We start from the raw sequence: 20,106 nt of genomic DNA on the forward strand, positions 1-20,106 counted from the left end.
TCTGCGCCGACAGCGTGCGGGTGGTCTCATCCAGCTTTTTCTGCGCCGCTTCGGCTGCGGCGCTCAGCTCGCCATTCTTTTTGTTCAGCGCGTCGAGCGCGGATTTCTGCTGGCTTTTATCCTGGGCGTTCTGCTTTTGCAGCGCGGCAATCTGCGCCGACAGCGTGCGGGTGGTCTCATCCAGCTTTTTCTGCGCCGCTTCGGCAGCGGCGCTCAGCTCAGCATTCTTTTTGTTCAGCGCGTCGAGCGCGGATTTCTGCTGGCTTTCGCCCTGGGCGTTCTGCTTTTGCAGCGCGGCAATCTGCGCTGATAGTGTGCCAGTGGTCTCATCCAACTTTTTCTGCGCCATTGCGGCGGCAGCGCTCAGTTCAAGGTTCTTGCCCATCAGCGTGTCTATCGTTGATTTCTGAGCGTTCTCACTTTGCCCTTTCTGAGTTTTCAACGCGGCGATCTGCACCGACAGCGTGCGGGTCGTATCATCCAGCTTTTTCTGCGCCGCTTCGGCAGCGGAGTTCAGTTCAGCGTTCTTTTTGCGCAGTGCTTCAAGAGTACTCTTATGCCCGTTTTCGTCCTGTGCACGCTGCGCCTTTAACGCCGCAATCTGCGCCGACAGCGTGCGGGTGGTCTCATCCAGCTTTTGCTGCACCGCTTCGGCAGTGGCGGCCAGTTCGAGGTTCTTTTTAGTCAGCGCGCTCACCGCGGCAGGATCGCCACTCTCTTTCTGTACACCCTGGCTACTCTGTGCCTTCAGCGCGGCGATCTGCGCCGACAGTTCGCGCGTTGTTTCAGCGAGTTTTTTCTCCGCCGTTTTGGCTGCCGCGCTCAGCTCCGCATTCTGTTTGCGCAGAGCGTTAATCGTACTTTGCGTTTTATTGCTCTGATTTATTCTTTTGCTGACGCCATCCTGCTTCGGCGGCATTTTTTTATCACGGCTCTCGTTATTCAGTTTAGACGAGGCCGACTCCGCGCTAGCGGCGCCTGAGGCCGGCGGATTCTTAATTTCAAGTTTCTTGATATTATCAAGGAAGTCTCCCCCCTCGGAACGAGCAGGGAGCATGACAAAAAGGGTAGAGAGAGCAAATACAATCGCAAGACCTCTGAGATCGTATAATTTCAGTTTCCCCTTAAGGCTCATCATCTGGTCAGCCCATCTTTAAGATCGGCTTTCCGGGCGCGGGTTTCGAACTCTTTGATTAATTTCTGAGAAATACTATTACACTTATCATTTATCTTATATTCAAAAAGCGGGGTAATGGTTGATTTTACGCTGGCTGAGGTTTGCCCCGAAACAGAGGCATAAAACTTAGCGTCGTTAATTAAGCCATAGAGTTCACTTGAATCTTTCTGGAACTTGTTATCCAGCTTAACTAAAGCATCCGCATCCTGGATACACTGCTGTAAAGCAGGAACTTGTGCAGGCTGTTCGGTTTGACTCACATCTTTCTTTATTAGTGCGCTATCTGTTTTTTTAATATTAGTACACCCCTGCAATACACCCACAGAAATACACACCAATGCCAATAAGCTATTTCTTATCATTTTCCCATCCATTAGAAAAATAGTGCACAAAAAATATATTTCTCGATTCCAGCAGAAAAAAAATTAACAAACAACGTTACAGGTTGGATTTACTCGTAATTCAGAAAAAACACATAAAAAGGTTATTTCTTGACCAATTGCAGAGTGGGAATTATCCTGGAACCAGGCGATATTTTTATCTGATTTTTTTCTTAATAACATATAGTTAATGATGTGCCGTCTGCTATATGCCTGATATTAAGCGGTCTATTTCCCAATAAAATCAGGCATAAGCTGTTTCTCATTCATTACTAAACTCATGCACTCCACTTCGGCCTGGCTACGGTATTCTTCTTCAGAAGATTGCGAAACTCCTTGAGATAAGGTTCATTGCTGCGCCCGCGCTTGCAGATCGCCGAGAAGGGAGATTGAAAGCCAAACTCATTGGGTAGCAGCACGCGCAGGCGATTCTCTTTAATCCACGGCCAGGCGTAGTGTTCTGGAAGATAGCCGATGTATTTCCCGGACAGGATCAACAGCAGCTGCGCATCGACGGTTTCAACCGTGGCGCTGCCCTTGCTGAACCCGCGCCGCCGCAGATCGCTGGTATTCCAGTAGCTGCGCGTCACCAGTGGACACTGGCTGATGAGATCTTTATCGAGCTGGCGACTAAAGAACATCGGATGCAGGTCGCTGCAGTAGAGCCAGTGCTGCTCGCGGTAGAGCGGTTCGCTGATGATGTTATGCACCCGCGAATTGTAGCTACCGATGGCGAGATCGATATGGTTATTCAGTACTCCGTTCAGCTGTTCCGCCGGGGTGCGAATAATCAGCTTGATGTGTACGTTAGGAAACTTATCGCTAAAGCTGCGCAGCACCACCGGCAGCGACAGCGCGGTTTCCGTTTCGATGGAGTCAAGCGTTGAGATGCAAATCGTGCCGCTATGCTCGCCTTTCAGCAGCGCCGACTGGCGCTCCAGCTCGTTCAGTTCGCTCAGCACGCGGATCGCCTGCTGTAAAAAATGCTGCCCTTTCTCCGTTAACGCAAAGCCGCCGCGTCCGCGCTGGCACAGGCTAAAGCCCAGCTGGCCCTCCAGCTGCGACATCGCGTTGCTGATCGCGGAAACGGAAATCCCCAGCTCCTGCTGGGCCCGGCCATAGCTCTCAAGGCGGGCCACCGCCTCAAAAACCTGGAGCTGTCGAATGTTTAGCGTCGCGTCGTTAAGCATGGCGTTTAGTTCACTGATAAATGAACTAAGTATTTGCGGCGGACGATTTAAAGTCCAGCACATCTTGCGCACTATCCCTGCTGTTGAGTTTTGAATATCAGATTCAGGAGCAGAAATGGATAACGTCTTTCATCAACCGCAGGGTGGCAATGAGATGCCGCGTTTTGGCGGCCGCGCCACGATGATGCGCCTGCCATTTATTGAGGATTTACAGGGGCTTGATGCCGCATTTGTCGGCATCCCTCTGGATATCGGGACCTCGCAGCGTTCCGGAACGCGCTACGGACCGCGCTATATTCGTACCGAATCGGTGATGATTCGCCCGTACAACATGGCTACCGGCGCCGCGCCTTTTGATTCACTGTCGGTGGCGGATATCGGCGACGTACCGATTAACACCTATAGTCTGCTCAAATCGGTGCAGATTATCGAGGATTACTACACCGGTTTAAATAGTTTTCCGCTTATCCCCCTGACGCTCGGAGGCGATCACACCATTACCCTGCCGATTCTGCGCGCGTTGACCAAAAAGCACGGTCCGGTAGGTCTGATTCACGTCGACGCCCACACCGATACCAACGATGAGATGTTCGGCGAAAAGATTGCCCACGGCACCACCTTCCGCCGCGCCGTCGAAGAGGGGCTGCTTGATCTTAAACGCGTCGTCCAGATTGGCCAGCGCGCGCAGGGCTACGCCGCCGGCGACTTCCAGTGGGGCGTCGATCGGGGCTTTCGTCTGGTTCAGGCGGAGCAGTGCTGGCACAAATCCCTGGCCCCGCTGATGGCCGAAGTGCGTCAACAAATGGGAGATGGCCCGGTTTATCTCAGTTTTGATATCGATAGCCTCGATCCGATCTGGGCCCCCGGCACCGGAACCCCGGAAGTAGGCGGCCTGACGTCAATTCAGGCGCTGGAAATTGTGCGCGGCTGCCGCGGTCTGAACCTGATTGGCTGCGACCTGGTCGAGGTCTCGCCCCCCTATGACGTCAGCGGCAACACGTCCCAGCTGGCCGCCAACCTGCTGTATGAAATGCTCTGCGTTCTCCCGGGCGTGAAATATCCATAGAGGAAAAACCATGCAGCTTAACGTCTTTCGCACGCTGTGGGGCGTCACCACCCCGTGGCAGCAAACGGTTAGCGAACTCCAGAGCGTCGGCTGCTGCGGCATCGAAGCGCGACTGCCGCTGACGACAGAAGAGCAGCGAACGCTGGCCCGGCGCCTCGAAGCGTCCGCGCTTCAGTATATCGCCATTGTCTTCAGCGGCGGCGGCGTCATTCCGGCCCAGGCCGAGACGCCCGCGCAGCATCTGGAGCGCTTAAAAGAACGTTTTGCGGCGGCAAAAGCGCTTAATCCGCGCTTCGTCAATCTACTGGCCGGTAACGACCGCTGGCCGCTGGCGCAGCAGGTGGATTTTCTCGGCAGAGCGCATGAACTGGCCGCCGAGTATGAGCTGCTCTGTAGCTTTGAAACCCATCGCGCCACCTCGCTGTATAGCCCGTGGCTGACGCTGGAGATTATTCAACAGCTGCCGCAGCTGCGCTTTACCGCCGATATCAGCCACTGGATCGTGGTCAGCGAACGCCTGCTGGATGACCCTTGCGATGACTTCAGCGCCTTTATCGAACGGGTCCACCATATTCAGGCCCGCGCCGGATACGACCAGGGGCCGCAGGTGCCACACCCGGCCGCGCCGGAATATCAGGCGGCCCTGCGGTTTCAACAGCGCTTCTGGGAGCAAATCTGGCAATCGCAGCGCCGGCGCGGCTACCAGCACACCACGCTGACCCCGGAGTTTGGCCCCGATGGCTATCTGCATCACCTGCCGTTTACCAACGTTCCGGTCGCCGATCTCTGGTCGCTGAACGCCTGGATGGCCCGGCGTGAACAGCAACATTTTGTCGAATTCACCTCGCTAACTGCATAAGGAACGGAAGAGATGACCGCTGCAAAAAGTTCTTTTACTGAATTACCGACCATCGACATCAGCGACCTGACCTGCGCCGATCTCACCCGACGCCAGGCGGTGGCCGACGCCATCGGTCAGGCGGCCCGCGAGGTCGGCTTTTTCTACATCACCGGACACGGCATTGCGCCCGAGCTGATTGCCGGCATCCGCGCGGCGGCGAAAGAGATTTTTGCCCTGCCGATGGAGCGCAAGATGGCGTACTACATCGGACAGTCGAAAAGCCATAAGGGCTACGTTCCCGAAGGCGAAGAGATTTACGGCTCCGGCAAGCCGGATCGCAAAGAGGCGTTTGATATCGGCTTCCAGGCCGCCGACGACCACCCGTTGGTCGTGGCTAACACGCCGCTGATTGGCGCCAACGAATGGCCGGATATACCCGAATTTCAATCCCGGGTACTGGCCTGGTATGACGCGGTCTTCTCCCTTGGACATCGCCTGTTTGACGCCTTCGCTCTGGCGCTTGGCCTGCCGGAAGGTTATTTCAGGTCGATGGTCACCTGCCCACCGTCAAAGCTGCGCCTGATCCACTACCCCTTTGACGCCAGCGCCGAAGATGTTCCCGGTATTGGTGCACATACCGACTATGAATGCTTCACTCTGCTGCTCGCCGACCAGCCGGGCCTTGAAGTGTTGAACGAAGATAGCGTCTGGATCGACGCCCCACCGCTGAAGAACGCGACCGGAGAAGAGGCTTTCGTGATCAATATCGGCGACATGCTGGAAGTGCTGAGCGCTGGCACATTTGTTGCAACAGCACACCGCGTACGTAAAGTGCCGCAGGAACGTTACTCCTTCCCGCTGTTTTTCGCCTGCGACTACCACACGCTGATCCGCCCGCTGCCGGGCTTCCTTAAGGCGGGCGAAGCCAGCGAGTATCAAGAACTGAGCATTGGTGAACATATGTGGAGCCAGGCGTTACAGACCTATCGCTACCTGCGCGAGAAAGTCACCCGCGGCGAGCTCCAGCTCCCCGAACGCGCCCGCGGCACCAACACCTTTGGCCATCTGAAAAAACAAGCCCAGCAAAAAACCGTTAATAACCCGTGAGGATAAATGATGAAAAGAACGCTAAAAAAACTCTCGCGCCGTGTGGCTTTGACCATCGCCGTCACCGCTTGTTTTTCACCGCTGACTCAGGCCGCAGAGCTGCTGACCGAGGGCGTATTTAAGGTCGGGATGGAGGTGACCTATCCGCCGTTTGAGTCCTACGACAGCAATAATAATATCGTCGGCATCGACCCGGAATTTGCAGCGCTGATCGCCGAACAGCTGAAAGCCAAACCGCAGCTTATCGACACGAAATTCACCAGCCTGATTTTAGGTATCGGTAAAAAATACGATGCGGTGATTTCCGGAATGTACGTGACTCCCGAGCGTCAGAAGCAGGCGGATGCGATTCCTTACGCCCTGTCCGGCGCATCAATTATTGCCCTGAAAAACAGCACCATTCAGCCCAAAACCGAAGATGAGCTGTGCGGCGTGAAGGTCGGTCTGCAGGCGGGTACCGCCTGGGTTTCCAGTCTCAAAAAACACTCCGACGAGTACTGCCTGAAAAAGGGTAAACCGGCGATTAGCGTTCAGGAGTTCCCCACCGCGCCGGAAGCCTCCCAGGCCCTGCTGTCGAAAAATATCAACGCCCAGTTAGAAATCGCCCCGGCGGCGCAAATTATCGTCGAGAAAAGCCGCGGCCGCCTGGCCATTAGCTCAAATCGTCTGGTCTATCCGCTGCCGCTGGGGATCTACGTCGCCAAAGGCAATACCGAGCTGGCCGAGGCCATTAAATCAACGTTAGCCACCCTTAAAGCCAACGGCAAATATGACGCCATCATCAAGAAATACAGCTTAGAAAGCATCAATTAATACAATAATTAAACGGGAGTCGCTATGGAGTTCGATTGGGGATATTTTTTCTCATTATTTAGCGTTGGGGCATTCTGGCAGGCGTGCATTACCGTCATTGTCGTCAGTTCATTGTCCTGGTTTATTGGCCTGATATTAGGTTTTCTTTTAGCCTGCGCTAAGCTCTCCGGCCCGCGCTGGCTGAAGGTTCCCGTCGAACTCTATATTTGGTTTTTTCGCAGCGTACCGCTGATGGTGCTGCTGGTCTTTGTCTATAACCTGCCGCAGCTGTTTCCGGCCACCCAGCCGCTGCTCGGCATTCCGTTTATCGCCGGGCTGGTATCGATGACGGTGACCGAAGCGGCTTATATGGCGGAAATCCATCGCGGCGGCCTGCTTTCGGTCGCTAAAGGGCAAAGCGAAGCCGGGCATGCCTTAAGCTTTAGCTTTATCGGAATTCAGCGCTTAATTATTATTCCGCAGGCGTTTCGTATCTCCCTGCCCACGCTGATCAACGAATATATCACTATCATTAAGCTCAGCTCGATTCTGTCGGTTATTTCGCTGCCGGAACTGCTGCTGACCGGCCAGCGCCTGTACGCGCAGAATTTTCTCGTAATGGAGACGCTGCTGGCGGTCGCGGTCTATTACGTCATGGTGGTCACGGCCTTTACCTGGCTCTTCCGGGCGCTGGAAAACCTGCTGGATATTCAGCGCAAACGTCCGCAAACGCTCAATGAAACGGAATGCGAAACCCTGCGTCAAAACCTGAAGCCGCCGGTGCAGACAACAAAAGCGCAGTCCGCCCGCGGCAACCCGCCGGCGCTCGATTTGCAGGGTATCGAAAAATCCTGGGGCCAGCACCACGTCCTGAAGGGGATTGACCTGAAAGTAGAAAACGGCGAGGTGATCAGCATCATCGGCCCGTCCGGCTCCGGCAAAACCACCCTGATCCGTACCATCAACGCTCTGGAAAGCATTGATGGCGGCGAGATCATTCTTTACGGCGAAGATTATCTGAAGGGCGCCTCCATTATCGATAAACAGCAAATGCGCGCGGGCGTGCGCCGCATCGGCATGGTCTTTCAGGGCTTCAACCTCTTTCCTCATCGTACGGTGCTGGATAACGTGATGCTCGCCCCGCTCTATCACAAGCTCCTTGACCGCCCCGCTGCCAGAGAGCAGGCGCTCTGGCTGCTGGATCGCGTCGGTCTGCTGGCGCACGCCGAAAAATACCCGTACCAGCTCTCCGGCGGTCAGCAGCAGCGCGTGGCCATCGCCCGCGCCCTGGCGCTGAAACCGGACATCATGCTGTTTGATGAACCCACCTCGGCGCTGGACCCGGAGCTGGTTGGCGAAGTACTCAAGGTCATTCAGTCCCTCGCCCGTGAAGGCATGACGATGCTGATCGTGACCCACGAGATGGACTTCGCCTTATCGATTTCTGATCGGGTGGTGATGATGGAAAACGGCGTCGTGCAGAGCGATGTGCCGCCGCAGCGTATTCGCAGCGATGCCGCCGAACCGTCCCTGGCCCGCATTCGTGAATTTATGGGAGTGTAATAAATGACAACTGAACTGGAATTACGCCAGCAGCTGGCGGGCGCCTATCGTCTGGCGGCGCTGTTCGGCTGGGAAGACACGCTCTATACCCACTTCTCCGTTCGCCTGCCCGGCGACGGCGAGCCGCGATTTTTGATTAACCCCTTCGGCATGATGTTTGATGAAGTGACGGCCAGCAACTTAATCGTGGTCGACATGCAGGGCAAAGTCGTCGAAGGCAGCGCACCGGCAAACTCGGCGGGCTTTACAATCCACAGCGCGGTCCATATGGCTCGCGAAGACGCCCACTGCGTGATCCACACCCACACGCTGCCGGGGATGGCAGTCGCCGCCTGTGCGGAAGGGCTGCTGCAGCTCAACCAGATCAGCACCGAGTTTTATCAACGCGTCGGTTATCATCCTTATGAAGGCGTGGCCTTCGATCTCGATGAACGCGTGAGGATCCAGCGCTCGCTCGGCGAGAATATCGCCCTGATCCTGCAAAGCCACGGCCTGCTGTCGGTCGGCCGCACCGTCGCCGACGCGTTTTACATCATGTATTACCTGAACCGCGCCTGTGAAATCCAGATGGCCGCCGCGCAGCTGGCTTCGCTCGGCTCCATTCATACGATCCCCGATCGCCTGAGCCAGCACGCCTGCGAGCAGCTGAAGGGAGTCGAACATGAACGCCAGCTGGTGTGGCAGGCGTGGCTGCGTCGCCTCGACCGTCTTGATACTTCTTATAAGAGTTAACGCCTATGACTCCGTTCACTATCGTCGTGGATTGTAACGATCCTCAATATGCCCAGGAGATTTGCGCCGCTTTCGCGCCATTTCCGCAGGCAAAAGCGGTCCTGCCTGACCACCCCGCCGCTCGCGAGGCGCAATACGCCTGCTGCTGGTTTCCCGATCCGCAGATCCTGGCGCGATCGCCGCAGCTAAAGCTGATCCAGGCAGCGTCCGCCGGCGTCGATCATCTCCCGGCCAGCATTTTCGCCAGCGATGTTCCGCTCTGCCGGGTGGTTGACGATGACTTTCGCCACGGCATGTTTGAATACGCGCTGTGGGGCGTGCTGTGGTTTCAGCGCCGCTTTGACCGGGCGCTGGCTCACCAGCGCAAGCGCATCTGGAAGATGTATCCGCAGCGCGCGGCGGCCGATTACCACGTTGGCGTCATGGGCCTCGGTGAAATTGGCGGCTATATCGCCTCGCAGCTCGCCGGGATGGGGTATCGGGTTTCCGGCTGGGCGCGTAGCGAGAAATCCCTTGCCGGCGTGCGCTGCTTTCACGGCGACGCGCAGGCCGGTGAATTTCTTGGTCAGCTGGATGTGCTTATCAACGTCCTGCCGTTAACCGAGCAGACGCGAGGTATCCTCGCCCACCCTTTACTGGATCGGCTCCCCAACGGCGCGGCGTTGATAAACTGCGGCCGCGGCGAGCATATGGTGAACCAGGACGTGATCCGGGCGCTGGATAGCGGCAAGTTATCCGGCGCGGTGCTCGACGTCTTCCCCGTCGAGCCTCTTCCCCAGGAAGACCCGCTGTGGCAACACCCGCAGGTAGCAATTACGCCGCATATGGCCTCCATCGCCCAGACGGAGGCGATCGCCCGCCAGCTGCTGGACAACATCCAGCGGCTACATCGGGCGCTGCCGCTGAAAAACCGGGTGAACAAACAGAGTGGTTATTAAGCCCGAAAACGTCAAAAGCATAATATCCGCTGCTACGCTTAATGGTCTGTCCAATAAAAAATAAGGCTGGCAGCATGAATATTGATCTATCGGGGAAAGTTGCACTGGTTACCGCCTCCACCGGCGGCATTGGTTTCGCCATCGCCAAAGGTCTGGCGGCAAGCGGCGCGGAAGCGATCGTGAATGGCCGCAGCGAGCGTAGCGTGAATGCGGCCATTGCCCGCCTGCAGAGCGAGGTTCCCGGCGCGAAGACCCGACCGGCGATAGCCGATCTGAGCGACGCAGAAGGCGTGAATCAGCTGATACAAGCGGTAAACGGCGTCGACATACTGGTGAATAATGCGGGTATTTATGGCCCGCAGGATTTCTATGCCACCGACGATGCAACCTGGGAAAGATACTGGCAAACCAACGTGATGTCCGGGGTTCGTCTTTCCCGCGCGCTGCTACCGGCCATGGTACAGAAAGGCTGGGGTCGGGTGGTTTTTATCGCTTCGGAATCGGCACGCAACATCCCGGCGGATATGATTCACTACGGGGTCACTAAAACCGCTCAGCTATCGCTGGCCCGCGGGCTGGCGAAATATGTTGCCGGCAGCGGCGTCACCGTGAACAGCGTCCTGCCGGGACCGACCCTCTCGGATGGCTTTGCCGAGATGATGAAAGATGAAGTCGCTAAAACCGGCAAATCGCTGGAGCAGTTGGCCAAAGAGTTTGTGATGGCAAACCGCCCCAGTTCGGTGATTCAGCGCGCGGCCACGGTAGAAGAGGTCGCCAGTATGGTGGTTTACGTCTGTTCGACTCAGGCTTCGGCGACGTCAGGCGCGGCGCTGCGCGTGGATGGCGGCGTAGTGGATGATATCGTCTGACGCGCTGCGCGCGGATAACAAAACGTTCAGCGCGCAGGCGTTTATCTTGAGCAAAGTTAGCGCCTGCGCGCTGCCCTTTCGCCGACCAGCAGCAGCGCCAGCGCAACCACAACCGGGACCAGCGATCCCCACAATACGGCGTTCCAGCCGAAGAGGTTCATCAACGCGCCCGAGGAAAATGAGCCAATCATCATGACGCCGAAAACGATAAAATCGTTCAGCGATTGCACCTGGTTTTTCTCTTCCGGTCGGTGGAAATCCATAATCTGCGTCGACGCGCCGGTAAAACCAAAATTCCAGCCGATGCCCAGCAGGATCAGCAACAGCCAGTAGTGCATAACATCAATACCGGCCAGGCCAACCATCACCGAGAGCGCCAGCAGAATCAACCCGGCAGCGTTAATACGCCGGGCGCCGAAACGAGCGATCAATTTGCCGGTGAAAAATCCGGGGCCGTACATGGCGATTACGTGCCACTGGATACCCAGATTCGACGCCTGCTGCGACAGGCCGTGCATATGCATGGAAAGCGGTGCGGCGGTCATCAGGAAGTTCATTACCATGTAGGCGATTGCGCCGCTAAATACCGTTCGGGAAAACCCGGGCTGGCGCACAATTTCGCCCAGCGGACGCCCGCCGGACTTCGCCTGCGCCGCCGGTTCGGCGGTTTTTACTCCCAGTAATACCCACGCCGATACCGCTGCCACCAGCCCCTGAGCAATAAAGGTCATGGCAAAGGTGTGCGGCGGCCAAAGATTCATGGTGCCGGTCACCAGCATCGGACCGATGACCCCTGCCGCCACTCCGCCCCCCATCACCAGGGAGAGCGCACGCGCGCGCCGTTCGCCGCTGACGCCGTCAGTAGCGGCAAAGCGAAAGGAAACCGCCACCGCCGCATAGGCGCCGCCGAAAAAGGCCGCGATGCAGAATAGCCAGAACGAACTTATGACCACCGCCGTCGCCGCCAGCAGTCCCGTCAACATACCGGCGCCGGTCCCGACCATAAACACCGTTTTGCGTCCGCGCCTTCTGGCCAGCGCGCCAAACGGCAAAATACAGGCCGCCATGCCCAGCACAAAAATGGTAATCGGCAGCGTGGCCAGGGTTGGAGAGGGCGCGATGGCGTTGCCAACAATCGCCCCGGTAGCGTAGAACACCACCGAGTTTGCCCCAGCCAGCGCCTGCGCCGTCGCCAGGCGAACAATATTCTGGTTTTGCTGCCTGACGGGCAACGTCATTTCAGCGCTCATAGATTTTCATTATCCTGAATTCATTTTTCGTTATGCCAACGCCCAGGATGACATAATGAACGTAATCAGGCATTTCGACCAGCCATCACGCCGCCATCAATATCCCATACCGCGCCGGTCACCCAGCGGGTGCTATCGCTAAGCAGAAACGCTACGGTTTGCGCGATATCGTCAGGCGTACCGACGCGGCCAATAGGATGGAAGCCGTCGAAGCTACTCATCACATCCTTCACAGCATCTTCAGGTAGAAAGGCTTCATATATCGGTGTATGCACTACCGCCGGAGATACCGCATTGACGCGAATCCCGCTGCTGCCCAGCTCAATTGCCAGATTTTTGGTCAACGCATGCAGACCCGCTTTTGCCATTGAGTAGGCTGACGACGGCGTTGCGCCAATCGCCTGCTGCGCCCACATCGATCCAATATTCACAATTGAGCCTTTGATATTATTGGCCAGCATATTGCGCACCACGTCGCGGGTGATAAAAAAGGTCGCGCGGTTGAGATTCATATACCGATCGTAATCGGCCATTTCATGTTCGATGAACGGCTTCGGGAAGAAAACGCCAGCGGCGTTAACCAGCAGGCTGATATCCTGATGTTTCGCGTTGATGCTCTCCATAACCCGCGCCATACCCGCTTCGCTCATCAGGTCAGCGACGATGATCTCCACGTTACCCTCAGCCGCCAGCGCCTGACGGGCCTGCTCAGCCTTCTGCTGGCGATTGCCCACCAGCACGACCTGACCGCCCTGTTCAACAACCCGTCTGGCCGTTGCCAGCCCCATACCGCTGGTTCCGCCAACCACTAACAATTTTTTACCGGCAAACGCTGTGTTCATCATTAACCTCTTTATGCTTGATTTGGATGACCTAAGCATGCCTTTGCAGAGCCGCGCTGACGAATGAGAAGAAATCGCGTCACAATAAAGAAAATCTATCTTGATGGATTATACTCATGCCAAAATTCATTGATGGATATTCAGCATGCGCTCGCTTAACCGACTGAAATGGCTTCACGCTTTTGAAGCCGCCGCCCGCCACGGCAGCTTTACCGGCGCGGCCCGAGAGCTGGGCGTGACGCCTGCCGCCGTCGGGCAACTGGTTAGGGCGCTGGAGGATTGGGTTGGCCATCCGCTGCTGCACCGCACCCGCAGCGGTAAAGAGCGTCTCACTCTGGTGAACGAGGCGCAGGAGGCGCTGCAGGATATTACTCAGGGGCTGGATAAGCTGGAAAGCGGGCTGAATAAACTTCGCGGTCGCCGGGCGCGTTCCGTGGTAGTGATCACCGCCTCACAGGTGCTGATGATGAACTGGCTGATGGAGCGGTTAAACCGCTTTTCCGAAGCCTATGAAAACATCGACCTGCGCCTCAACGTTACGGAAAAGCTGATGGATGTTGCCCACGGCGAAGCGGATTTAGGCATCCGCTGCGGTCGCGGCGACTGGCCCGGTGTGGATAAAACCTGGCTAATGGATGAAGAAGCAGTGCTGGTGTGCAGCCCGCTGATCGTTCCAGCGGGCAAATCCGCCTGCGGCGACTGGCTGGCACAGCAAAAGCTGATCCACGATGATACGCCGCACCCGGGAGCCCGTTTTCCTTCCTGGGAGGAGGTTCTGCAGGCCGCTCAGGCCCCAGCGGCGCGCGATAGCGGGCTGCATATCAACTCAACGTCGGCGGTCATTCTGGCCGCGCTCAGCGGGCGCGGCGTCGCCATTGTCCGCCGGGCGCTGGTAAAACAGCTTCTCGCCACCGGTCAGCTCGTTCAGCTACATCCGGCCTACCGCTGGCCCCTCAGCTGGTCCTACTATATCGTGACGCCCCGGCATGCGGCCATGCGCCCGGAAGTGAAGGTATTTCATGACTGGCTGCTTCACGATGTGCTGGCGGAGAGCGGGAACGCTGATTTTCTGCCGCTGACCCCGCCATAGAAAACCTTTGTTGTTTTATGGGTTGACCTGGTCATGGATGCGCCACTTCTGTTTGAGCACATTTTTGTCCTGGCTATCCAGCCACTGATTTACCTTTTCCAGCAGCTGCGGGTTATCTTTATTCATCATATAGACTTTGAAGCTGGCGGTGCCCGGGAAGGGTTGCTCATTGGCCACGCAAAACACGCCCGGTTCATTGCTTTGGTAATACACGCCTTCGATCAGGTCGGTTACCATCATATCCGCCGTTTTCTGCCGCAGCGCTTCAAGGTTATCCACGTTATTTTTCACACGAATAATCTGCGCCTGCTTGAGATGTTCATCCACAAAGCTTTGATTGGTGCCGCCCGGGTTCACTACCACCTTCACGTTTGGCTGGTCGATTTTTTCCAGGCTGCCGAGAGCGGGCGCCGCCGCGCAGTTAGCCAGCGCAATTTTGCCGTTCGGCACGACCGGCTGGCTTAAGGCGAATTCCTTCGCCCGGGCCGCAGTTTCCGTCACCCCGCCCATAGCAATATCAAACTTATCCGCTTTCAGGTCCGCAGAGAGCGTTGGCCAGCTGGTCGGCACAAAGCTTACCTTTAGCCCAAGCCGCTTGCCGAGATCCTTCGCCATATCAACATCGTATCCCAGCAGTTCTCCGGCTTTATTATGAAACGCCAGCGGCGCGTAATCTCCCGGTACGCCGACTTTAAGTTCGCCGCTTTGTTGAATGCTGTTCATGTCGCGCGCCTGGGCGCCGAAGGCGACAGCAGCGATGACGAAAGCAATACCTGACTTCAACTTCATCTTTATATCCTTGTTCAAATGTGAACCGTTTTATGATTATCCTGCGCTGCGCAGCGGATTCTGTTTATCGTTCATAAAATCTTTAATCATGGATGCCGTCAATACCGGCGGCGAAAAACGCGAGATCGTTCCGTCGGCCGCTTGCCCGGCGAGCTGCTCGCAAAAGCGCTCAACCTGATTAACCGGACAGCCGGCAATATCCTGGGCGGAAAAACGCCACCACCGTAGCGCCAGCAGCTGCTCGATAATCGCCTCGCTAAAGCGCATGCGGATAACTTTCGCCGGGTTACCGCCGACAATGGCGTAAGGCGCGACATCTTTGACCACCAGCGCGTTGGCGGCGACAACTGCGCCATCGCCAATAGTAATGCCCTGCGCCAGAGTGACGTTCTGGCCAATCCAGACATCGTTGCCGATGGTTATCGGTCGGGGAGTTTTTTCAAAAGGGTAAAACTGGTTGGGCCTGCCGCTATCGGCAGCCAGCGTCGCCATCACGCCGGAGTGATGGGCATAAAAAACCGGGCTGGCGCTGGCCCACTCCAGGGGATGCCGATCGCCAAGTACCTGTAACCGGTCGGCAATCGATGTGTAGCGCCCCACTTTAATCAGCGCCGGCAGCAGGGTTCGCGTATAGCTAAAAGCGCCCAATGAGGCCAGCCGTTCGCCGCAGCGCCCCCAGTAGGTGGTATACGCCTCGGTGGTTAAATTTTCCGGTATCTCGATCGGCAGATCGTCACGGTAAAAGGCGTGGGCGCAGACCAGCTTCTGCCCGCCGACAAAAATTCGCTGCGCCTGCAACAGGGGTTTAAGCTCCCCAAAGGTGATTTTCATGATCGATTTCCCGCACCAAAGTATTTCCGGTCAGCCGCTTCATCTCTCGATCATTGATAGCGTACCGATCCGCTCGCCGCGCGAAAAATCCCTATGACATCTCTTTTTTGTGAGCTACAACGCGAAAGCGTTGGGCCGTAATCGCCTGCGATCGTCAGTTATACTCCAGCGCAAAGGTCACCATGCTATTGGCGGTGCCGGCGGTCACCGCATCATCGGTCTGAACGTACTGGGCGTTGAAGTTGATATTCTCCGCGCTGCCGGCGCTGCTGGCGTTAACCCGCTTTAGCACCGGGAGATTGCTGGCCTCGTTGATTTTGACGCTGGTCCCTGCCGCAGGCGCCGGGGCGCTGTTATTGCCGTACGTGAGCCTGACGCCCACCCCGCTCGCAGAGGCGTTGGCTTTGCTTAACGCGAGGGTATCCGTACCGCCGCCTGGTGAGGTGACGCCAAAAAAGCCTATGCGGATATCGGTTGGCGTGGAGCAAAAGACCGGTATGGAGAAGCTTTTCGCGCTGCCGCCGGTGGTGCTTTTACCCTTGAACTCCGCTTTATTCACCGTCCCCAGGCTAACGTGAATATTCGTGGTTGAAACCTGACAGCTACCGCTGCTGCCGATATCGACGTTCAGCGCCGCCATATCGAGCGTGACCGGCGAGCTGGCGACAAAACCGGCGCGGCTGTCGGCCTGCTGCTGGATCGTCAGTTCGCCAATCTGCGGCTGCGCCGGAACGTTAGCGTGGTTACCGCTGACCAGGGCGACGTCCCCGGTCTTATAAAACGTCACAAAGACTTTCACCACAATCTGCTGCTGGTTCAGCAGGTTAGCCATCTCCTGGCTGTCACACACCGTCACGGATTCCGCATTATCAGCCGCGTGGCTGCCATCAATAAAGCGAACCGCGCCGCCGCTGCACTGGAAGCCCAGTGAGTATCCGATACCCTCCAGCGCCGAGGGGAACACGTGCTGACCGCCGATGGAAAGCGGCGATGAGGCCGTTTTTAGCTGCCGATAAACCAGACGCTTTGCCGCCGCTTTCGGCACCTGAAGATCGCAGGAGAAATGAATCCCGCTGCCGTTATCCGCCATCACGCCGGTCATCTGCGTATTCAGCGGCAGCGTGGGCAGGTACTTGATATTCTGGACGTTAACGGTCATCTGGCCGATATCCCCTTTGCAGGTTTCCGCCCAGCCGCTGTGGCTATAGATGCCCGCTATCAGCAGGAATAAAAACGATACTATGCGCAAAATCACCTCTGTGCAGACCTACTGGCAGAAGCCAGAGACGGTTTTAACCGGACTCTGCCTCTGCTGTACGGTATCGGTAAGATGGAAATGCAGCGCGCATCTCCGTGAGATGTTGTCGGCATTCCAGGCAACATCCAGCGTCCCTTCCTGCGGAATGCCGCTCAGATAGACCTGCCCGCCATCGGCCACCATGCCGCCCGGGGCCCCGCCAGGATCGTCTTCAGCTTTCCGCAAGCGAACGCTGGCGCCGAACGGCAGCGGCCCGTGACTATCGCTGAGGGTAAACAGCACGCGGCTGCCGATATGGGTCTGGTAGTTCGCCTGCACCACCGCCCCGCCGCCGGGGATCACCGTCTGTCCTTCAAGTTCGACATCGGCATCGTCGGCCAGCGATTCGGTATCAAGCGTAATGGTATTTTTGCGATAGGCCGTCAGCGAAGGCACCACCGCATAGCCTCGCCAGTCGGTATGCACATTGCTGCCGTTCTGAATCGCCACCTCAGCAGCGCCCGGCGCGCGCACGATGGCAAAGCTTTCGCCGACGGTCTGCCCGAGCGTCACGCCATGAGGATGGGCGACAACGGAGCCCGATGCGCCCCAGGTAAGCTGCTGACTGGCGCTATCGTGGCGATAGCCGAGCTGCGCGGTTCCGTAGCCGCCGTGGTAATCCAGTGCGGCGCTGCTGTTACTGCCCTGGCCGCCGTTAACGTAGCCCTGCTGGAGGGAGTAGTAGAGATTGGGATGATGTGGAAGCGAACCGAACAGCGACGCCTGCTGCGAAGTACGTCCGCTATTGTCGGAGGTCGTGCTGTAGCTGATCGCGCTCTCGGATAGCGGGCCGAAAAGCGGAACGCTCAGATTAAAGGACCACGAACGATCGGCTTTTTGTCGATCGGATGATTGGGTGTAGTAATAACCCACGCCCCACGTCACGCCTCGCCAGGCGCTGTAAAATCCGAGATGCAGCGTTTCATCGCGGCTATGACTGTGCCAGTACTCCTGCGACCAGGCGGATATCGCCAGGCTGCTGATACCGCCAAAGGCCTGAGAAAGCGATATTTCTTCGCGGCTGCGCTTGTTGTCGAGCAGCCCGTTGCGGCTTTCAAGCGTATTCGCTTCGCTGAAGTCATAGTAGCCGCTGGAGGAGTAGCGATAGCTGGCGAGACTGAATGAAGTCCCCGTGCCGGCAAAATCCTTCTGATACTGCACGCGCACCGAATGACCTGCCGAGCGCTTTCCCGACGGCGCTGTGGTGTTTGCCCACGTCGCATCGCCTCCGATCGACCCCAGTTCGCCCAAACCGCGCCCGACGCCAAGCGCCCACGCCTGGTAATCCTGCGCCAGCTGGCTACCGCCGTAGAGCGTGAATTCAGCCGGTAGCCCATAAAACAGCGTGCCCTGTAAAAACGTCGGCGACTGCCCCTGGCGCTGCGCTGAACGGAAGCGCCCGGCGCTCAGGTTGTATTTAACCCGCCCTTCGCGCAGCATAAAGGGTACGGCTGAAAAAGGTTGCGTAAAGGTTCGCACCGAACCGTCGCTCTCTTTCACCTGGACTTCGAGGTCGCCGCTTTGCGCCGTCGGATAGAGATCGTTTATTGCAAACGCCCCCGGCGAGACGAACGTTTCATAGATCACGTAGCCATGCTGGGATATCGTCACCTTGGCATTACTATGCGCCATCCCGCGGATCGTTGGAGCGAAGCCGCGCTGGCTGTCCGGCAGCATTTCATCATCGGACATTAGCTGAATACCGCGAAACTGCACGCTGTCAAAAACGTCGCCGGTCGTAAAGGTATCGCCCATTCGCAGCAGGCTTTTGAGGGATTTCACATCGCGCTGTAGCCAGGTGCTCTGCGAATTCCAGCGCCGGGTGCGATCGTACTCCATCGACGATACGTTGCGCAGGCGCCAGGCCCCAAGGTTAACCCCGCTGCGTAGGTTCAGATAGCTGGATTGGCTATTGTCATCCGGCTGCCGGGTTTGCGACCCGGTCAGGTTGTAGTTAACAAACGCCGCCGGGATACCGTCGTCCCAGCGCGCTGGATCCACGTATCCGCGGCTCTGGACGTTCATGGCCGCCTGGGGAATGCTTAAGATCAGGCGCTGATCGGCAAAATCGAAACGGCTACTGGCATCAGGAATGTAGCGCTCGATGTGGGTGAACGCTTGCCCCTCATGCAGCGATTGAAAGGCAGAAAAAGCGCTGACGTTCACGCCATATTCCGCCAGCTGCGCCGGGGTTAACTGCGGCTGCAGCGCGCCGTTGCTGTCGATAAACGTCACCTCGCCCCGGGTTATTTCCTGATTATTCACCCAAATGCTGACTGAATAAGTCCCCGGCTGCTGGCCGCCTGATTTTGCAAAATAGCGTAAGTCAGCGGTCTTTTGCTGCGGATTGGCAAATTCTAAGGCCGCCGGATCGAAGTACTCATCCGCCCGCGCGATGCCGCTTTGACAAAGCAGGAAAAGCGCCGTCGGCACCGTCGCTAATAATGAAATCCCGCCGGTTGGCGCAGCGATCGCCGTATAACCGGAAGTCATACCAGAGGGGTTATTTTTCACAATATCCTGACCAGACGAAGCAAAATTACTGTTGCGCGAAATCCGTCATCCCGCCGAAATCATTAATGGCGCGCCACTTAATAATGCCGGTGCGATGAATCGGCCACTCTTGCTGGCTAAAGGGTCCAATCATGCCGGGTTCAGTAATCTCCTTGCCGCCCACCGAAAGGGTAAAAAATGAAACAAAATAGGGCGTCGGGTTTTGTGCTACCAGCCGTGAGCCGTCAATTTTAAATGTCAGCTTGCGCCATGCATCGGCTGGGTCACCCGTCAGGCCATTCGGGCGATAGAAGATTTTAAATTTTGATTTAATATTGACCTGTAGCTTATTCACTTCATCTTTTTTCGTTGGCGCAATACTTTTTACATTGAGCCAAAATACCGATTCCCGATCCGCGGGCAGCGTTGCGCCAATGAAATTAATACGCAACACGTTCTGCTGTTCTGGATCGAGCCGGAATAACGGCGGCGTAACGATAAACGGCACCCGGCTCTTATTATTCTCCGCATAATTTTCCACCCACGATTGCACCAGATAAGGCGAATGGCTATCTGCATTAGTAACTGATATTGCGGCCTCTCGCTTCCCTTCCTGATAGATTACCCGGGTTCCTCCCATGACAATACCGGCGTGGGCCGCGGTGGATAATATTAACAAGGCTAGCGCGGCGATCGTTCGTTTCATAATCATTACCGTCCGGGAATAATAAAAGCGGGTATCAGTAACAAAGCCTGATAATAAATATGGATAAACCAGGGCGCCCGTCTTTCAGCCAGGCAGAAGCTAACGCCTTGCCCGGCCCGGGCAAGCTTTAATAACCGTAGCGTTACCCGCTTT

The 20,106-nt window shown here is 56.7% G+C and carries 18 protein-coding genes and 1 pseudogene; 9 read left to right on the forward strand and 10 right to left on the reverse strand.

The window, feature by feature from the left end:
- The 3 genes and pseudogenes from ABLV75_RS18200 to ABLV75_RS18210 all read right to left on the reverse strand — a co-directional run.
- Positions 1-919: pseudogene (locus ABLV75_RS18200) on the reverse strand (cell envelope biogenesis protein TolA); the annotation flags it as partial.
- 215 nt (positions 920-1,134) lie between these two features.
- Positions 1,135-1,539 (reverse strand): hypothetical protein, encoded by a 405-nt coding sequence (locus tag ABLV75_RS18205; RefSeq protein ID WP_004104699.1) that lies wholly within the window; start codon positions 1,537-1,539, stop codon positions 1,135-1,137.
- A gap of 296 nt (positions 1,540-1,835) precedes the next feature.
- On the reverse strand, positions 1,836-2,747 hold the full coding sequence (locus tag ABLV75_RS18210) for a LysR family transcriptional regulator (protein ID WP_020476661.1): 912 nt from the start codon (positions 2,745-2,747) through the stop codon (positions 1,836-1,838).
- A gap of 115 nt (positions 2,748-2,862) precedes the next feature.
- Here ABLV75_RS18210 and speB point away from each other — a divergent pair, with 115 nt between their 5' ends.
- The 8 genes from speB to ABLV75_RS18250 all read left to right on the forward strand — a co-directional run bounded on the left by speB (position 2,863) and on the right by ABLV75_RS18250 (position 10,655).
- Positions 2,863-3,813 carry an agmatinase gene (speB, locus tag ABLV75_RS18215; protein WP_024274595.1) on the forward strand — a complete coding sequence of 317 codons (951 nt, stop codon included), beginning with the start codon at positions 2,863-2,865 and terminating at the stop codon, positions 3,811-3,813.
- Between the two features lie 10 nt (positions 3,814-3,823).
- A complete protein-coding gene (locus tag ABLV75_RS18220; RefSeq protein WP_016810054.1) occupies positions 3,824-4,672 on the forward strand; it encodes a TIM barrel protein in 849 nt (282 codons plus the stop codon).
- Positions 4,673-4,684: 12 nt separating this feature from the next.
- Positions 4,685-5,761, forward strand: a complete 1,077-nt coding sequence (locus tag ABLV75_RS18225; RefSeq protein WP_004104710.1) for a 2-oxoglutarate and iron-dependent oxygenase domain-containing protein — start codon at positions 4,685-4,687, stop codon at positions 5,759-5,761.
- Between the two features lie 9 nt (positions 5,762-5,770).
- Positions 5,771-6,574, forward strand: a complete 804-nt coding sequence (locus ABLV75_RS18230; RefSeq protein WP_004104712.1) for an ABC transporter substrate-binding protein — start codon at positions 5,771-5,773, stop codon at positions 6,572-6,574.
- Between the two features lie 24 nt (positions 6,575-6,598).
- Complete coding sequence (locus tag ABLV75_RS18235) at positions 6,599-8,116, forward strand: amino acid ABC transporter permease/ATP-binding protein (RefSeq protein ID WP_004104714.1); 1,518 nt, start codon at positions 6,599-6,601, stop codon at positions 8,114-8,116.
- A gap of 3 nt (positions 8,117-8,119) precedes the next feature.
- Positions 8,120-8,848, forward strand: coding sequence for a class II aldolase/adducin family protein (locus ABLV75_RS18240; RefSeq protein ID WP_004104716.1), 729 nt, complete (start codon positions 8,120-8,122; stop codon positions 8,846-8,848).
- A gap of 5 nt (positions 8,849-8,853) precedes the next feature.
- Positions 8,854-9,786, forward strand: coding sequence for a glyoxylate/hydroxypyruvate reductase A (locus ABLV75_RS18245; RefSeq protein WP_004104718.1), 933 nt, complete (start codon positions 8,854-8,856; stop codon positions 9,784-9,786).
- 74 nt (positions 9,787-9,860) lie between these two features.
- Positions 9,861-10,655, forward strand: a complete 795-nt coding sequence (locus ABLV75_RS18250; RefSeq protein WP_004104723.1) for an SDR family oxidoreductase — start codon at positions 9,861-9,863, stop codon at positions 10,653-10,655.
- Positions 10,656-10,711: 56 nt separating this feature from the next.
- On the opposite strand, the gene ABLV75_RS18255 is transcribed toward ABLV75_RS18250, so the two are convergent.
- On the reverse strand, positions 10,712-11,905 hold the full coding sequence (locus ABLV75_RS18255; protein ID WP_004104724.1) for an MFS transporter: 1,194 nt from the start codon (positions 11,903-11,905) through the stop codon (positions 10,712-10,714).
- A 65-nt stretch (positions 11,906-11,970) separates the two neighbouring features.
- Positions 11,971-12,747, reverse strand: a complete 777-nt coding sequence (locus ABLV75_RS18260; protein WP_004104725.1) for an SDR family oxidoreductase — start codon at positions 12,745-12,747, stop codon at positions 11,971-11,973.
- A 145-nt stretch (positions 12,748-12,892) separates the two neighbouring features.
- On the opposite strand from ABLV75_RS18260, the gene ABLV75_RS18265 reads away from it, so the two are divergent.
- Entirely contained in the window at positions 12,893-13,837 is a 945-nt protein-coding gene (locus ABLV75_RS18265) for a LysR substrate-binding domain-containing protein (protein WP_004104726.1), read from the forward strand.
- 15 nt (positions 13,838-13,852) lie between these two features.
- On the opposite strand, the gene ABLV75_RS18270 is transcribed toward ABLV75_RS18265, so the two are convergent.
- From ABLV75_RS18270 to ABLV75_RS18290, 5 genes are all read right to left on the reverse strand, one after another.
- Positions 13,853-14,626: a transporter substrate-binding domain-containing protein gene (locus ABLV75_RS18270; RefSeq protein WP_004104727.1), complete on the reverse strand. Its 774-nt coding sequence runs from the start codon at positions 14,624-14,626 to the stop codon at positions 13,853-13,855.
- A 36-nt stretch (positions 14,627-14,662) separates the two neighbouring features.
- Entirely contained in the window at positions 14,663-15,457 is a 795-nt protein-coding gene (locus ABLV75_RS18275) for a CatB-related O-acetyltransferase (protein ID WP_004104728.1), read from the reverse strand.
- A 154-nt stretch (positions 15,458-15,611) separates the two neighbouring features.
- Entirely contained in the window at positions 15,612-16,706 is a 1,095-nt protein-coding gene (locus tag ABLV75_RS18280) for a fimbrial protein (RefSeq protein ID WP_004104729.1), read from the reverse strand.
- An 18-nt stretch (positions 16,707-16,724) separates the two neighbouring features.
- Positions 16,725-19,268, reverse strand: a complete 2,544-nt coding sequence (locus ABLV75_RS18285; protein WP_004104730.1) for a fimbria/pilus outer membrane usher protein — start codon at positions 19,266-19,268, stop codon at positions 16,725-16,727.
- A gap of 25 nt (positions 19,269-19,293) precedes the next feature.
- Positions 19,294-19,953: a molecular chaperone gene (locus ABLV75_RS18290; RefSeq protein ID WP_032692342.1), complete on the reverse strand. Its 660-nt coding sequence runs from the start codon at positions 19,951-19,953 to the stop codon at positions 19,294-19,296.
- Between the last annotated feature and the right edge of the window lie 153 nt (positions 19,954-20,106).

Origin of the sequence: Klebsiella sp. CN_Kp066 (assembly GCF_040065135.1) — a bacterium.
In the GTDB taxonomy this organism is placed as follows: Bacteria; Pseudomonadota; Gammaproteobacteria; order Enterobacterales; family Enterobacteriaceae; genus Klebsiella; species Klebsiella oxytoca.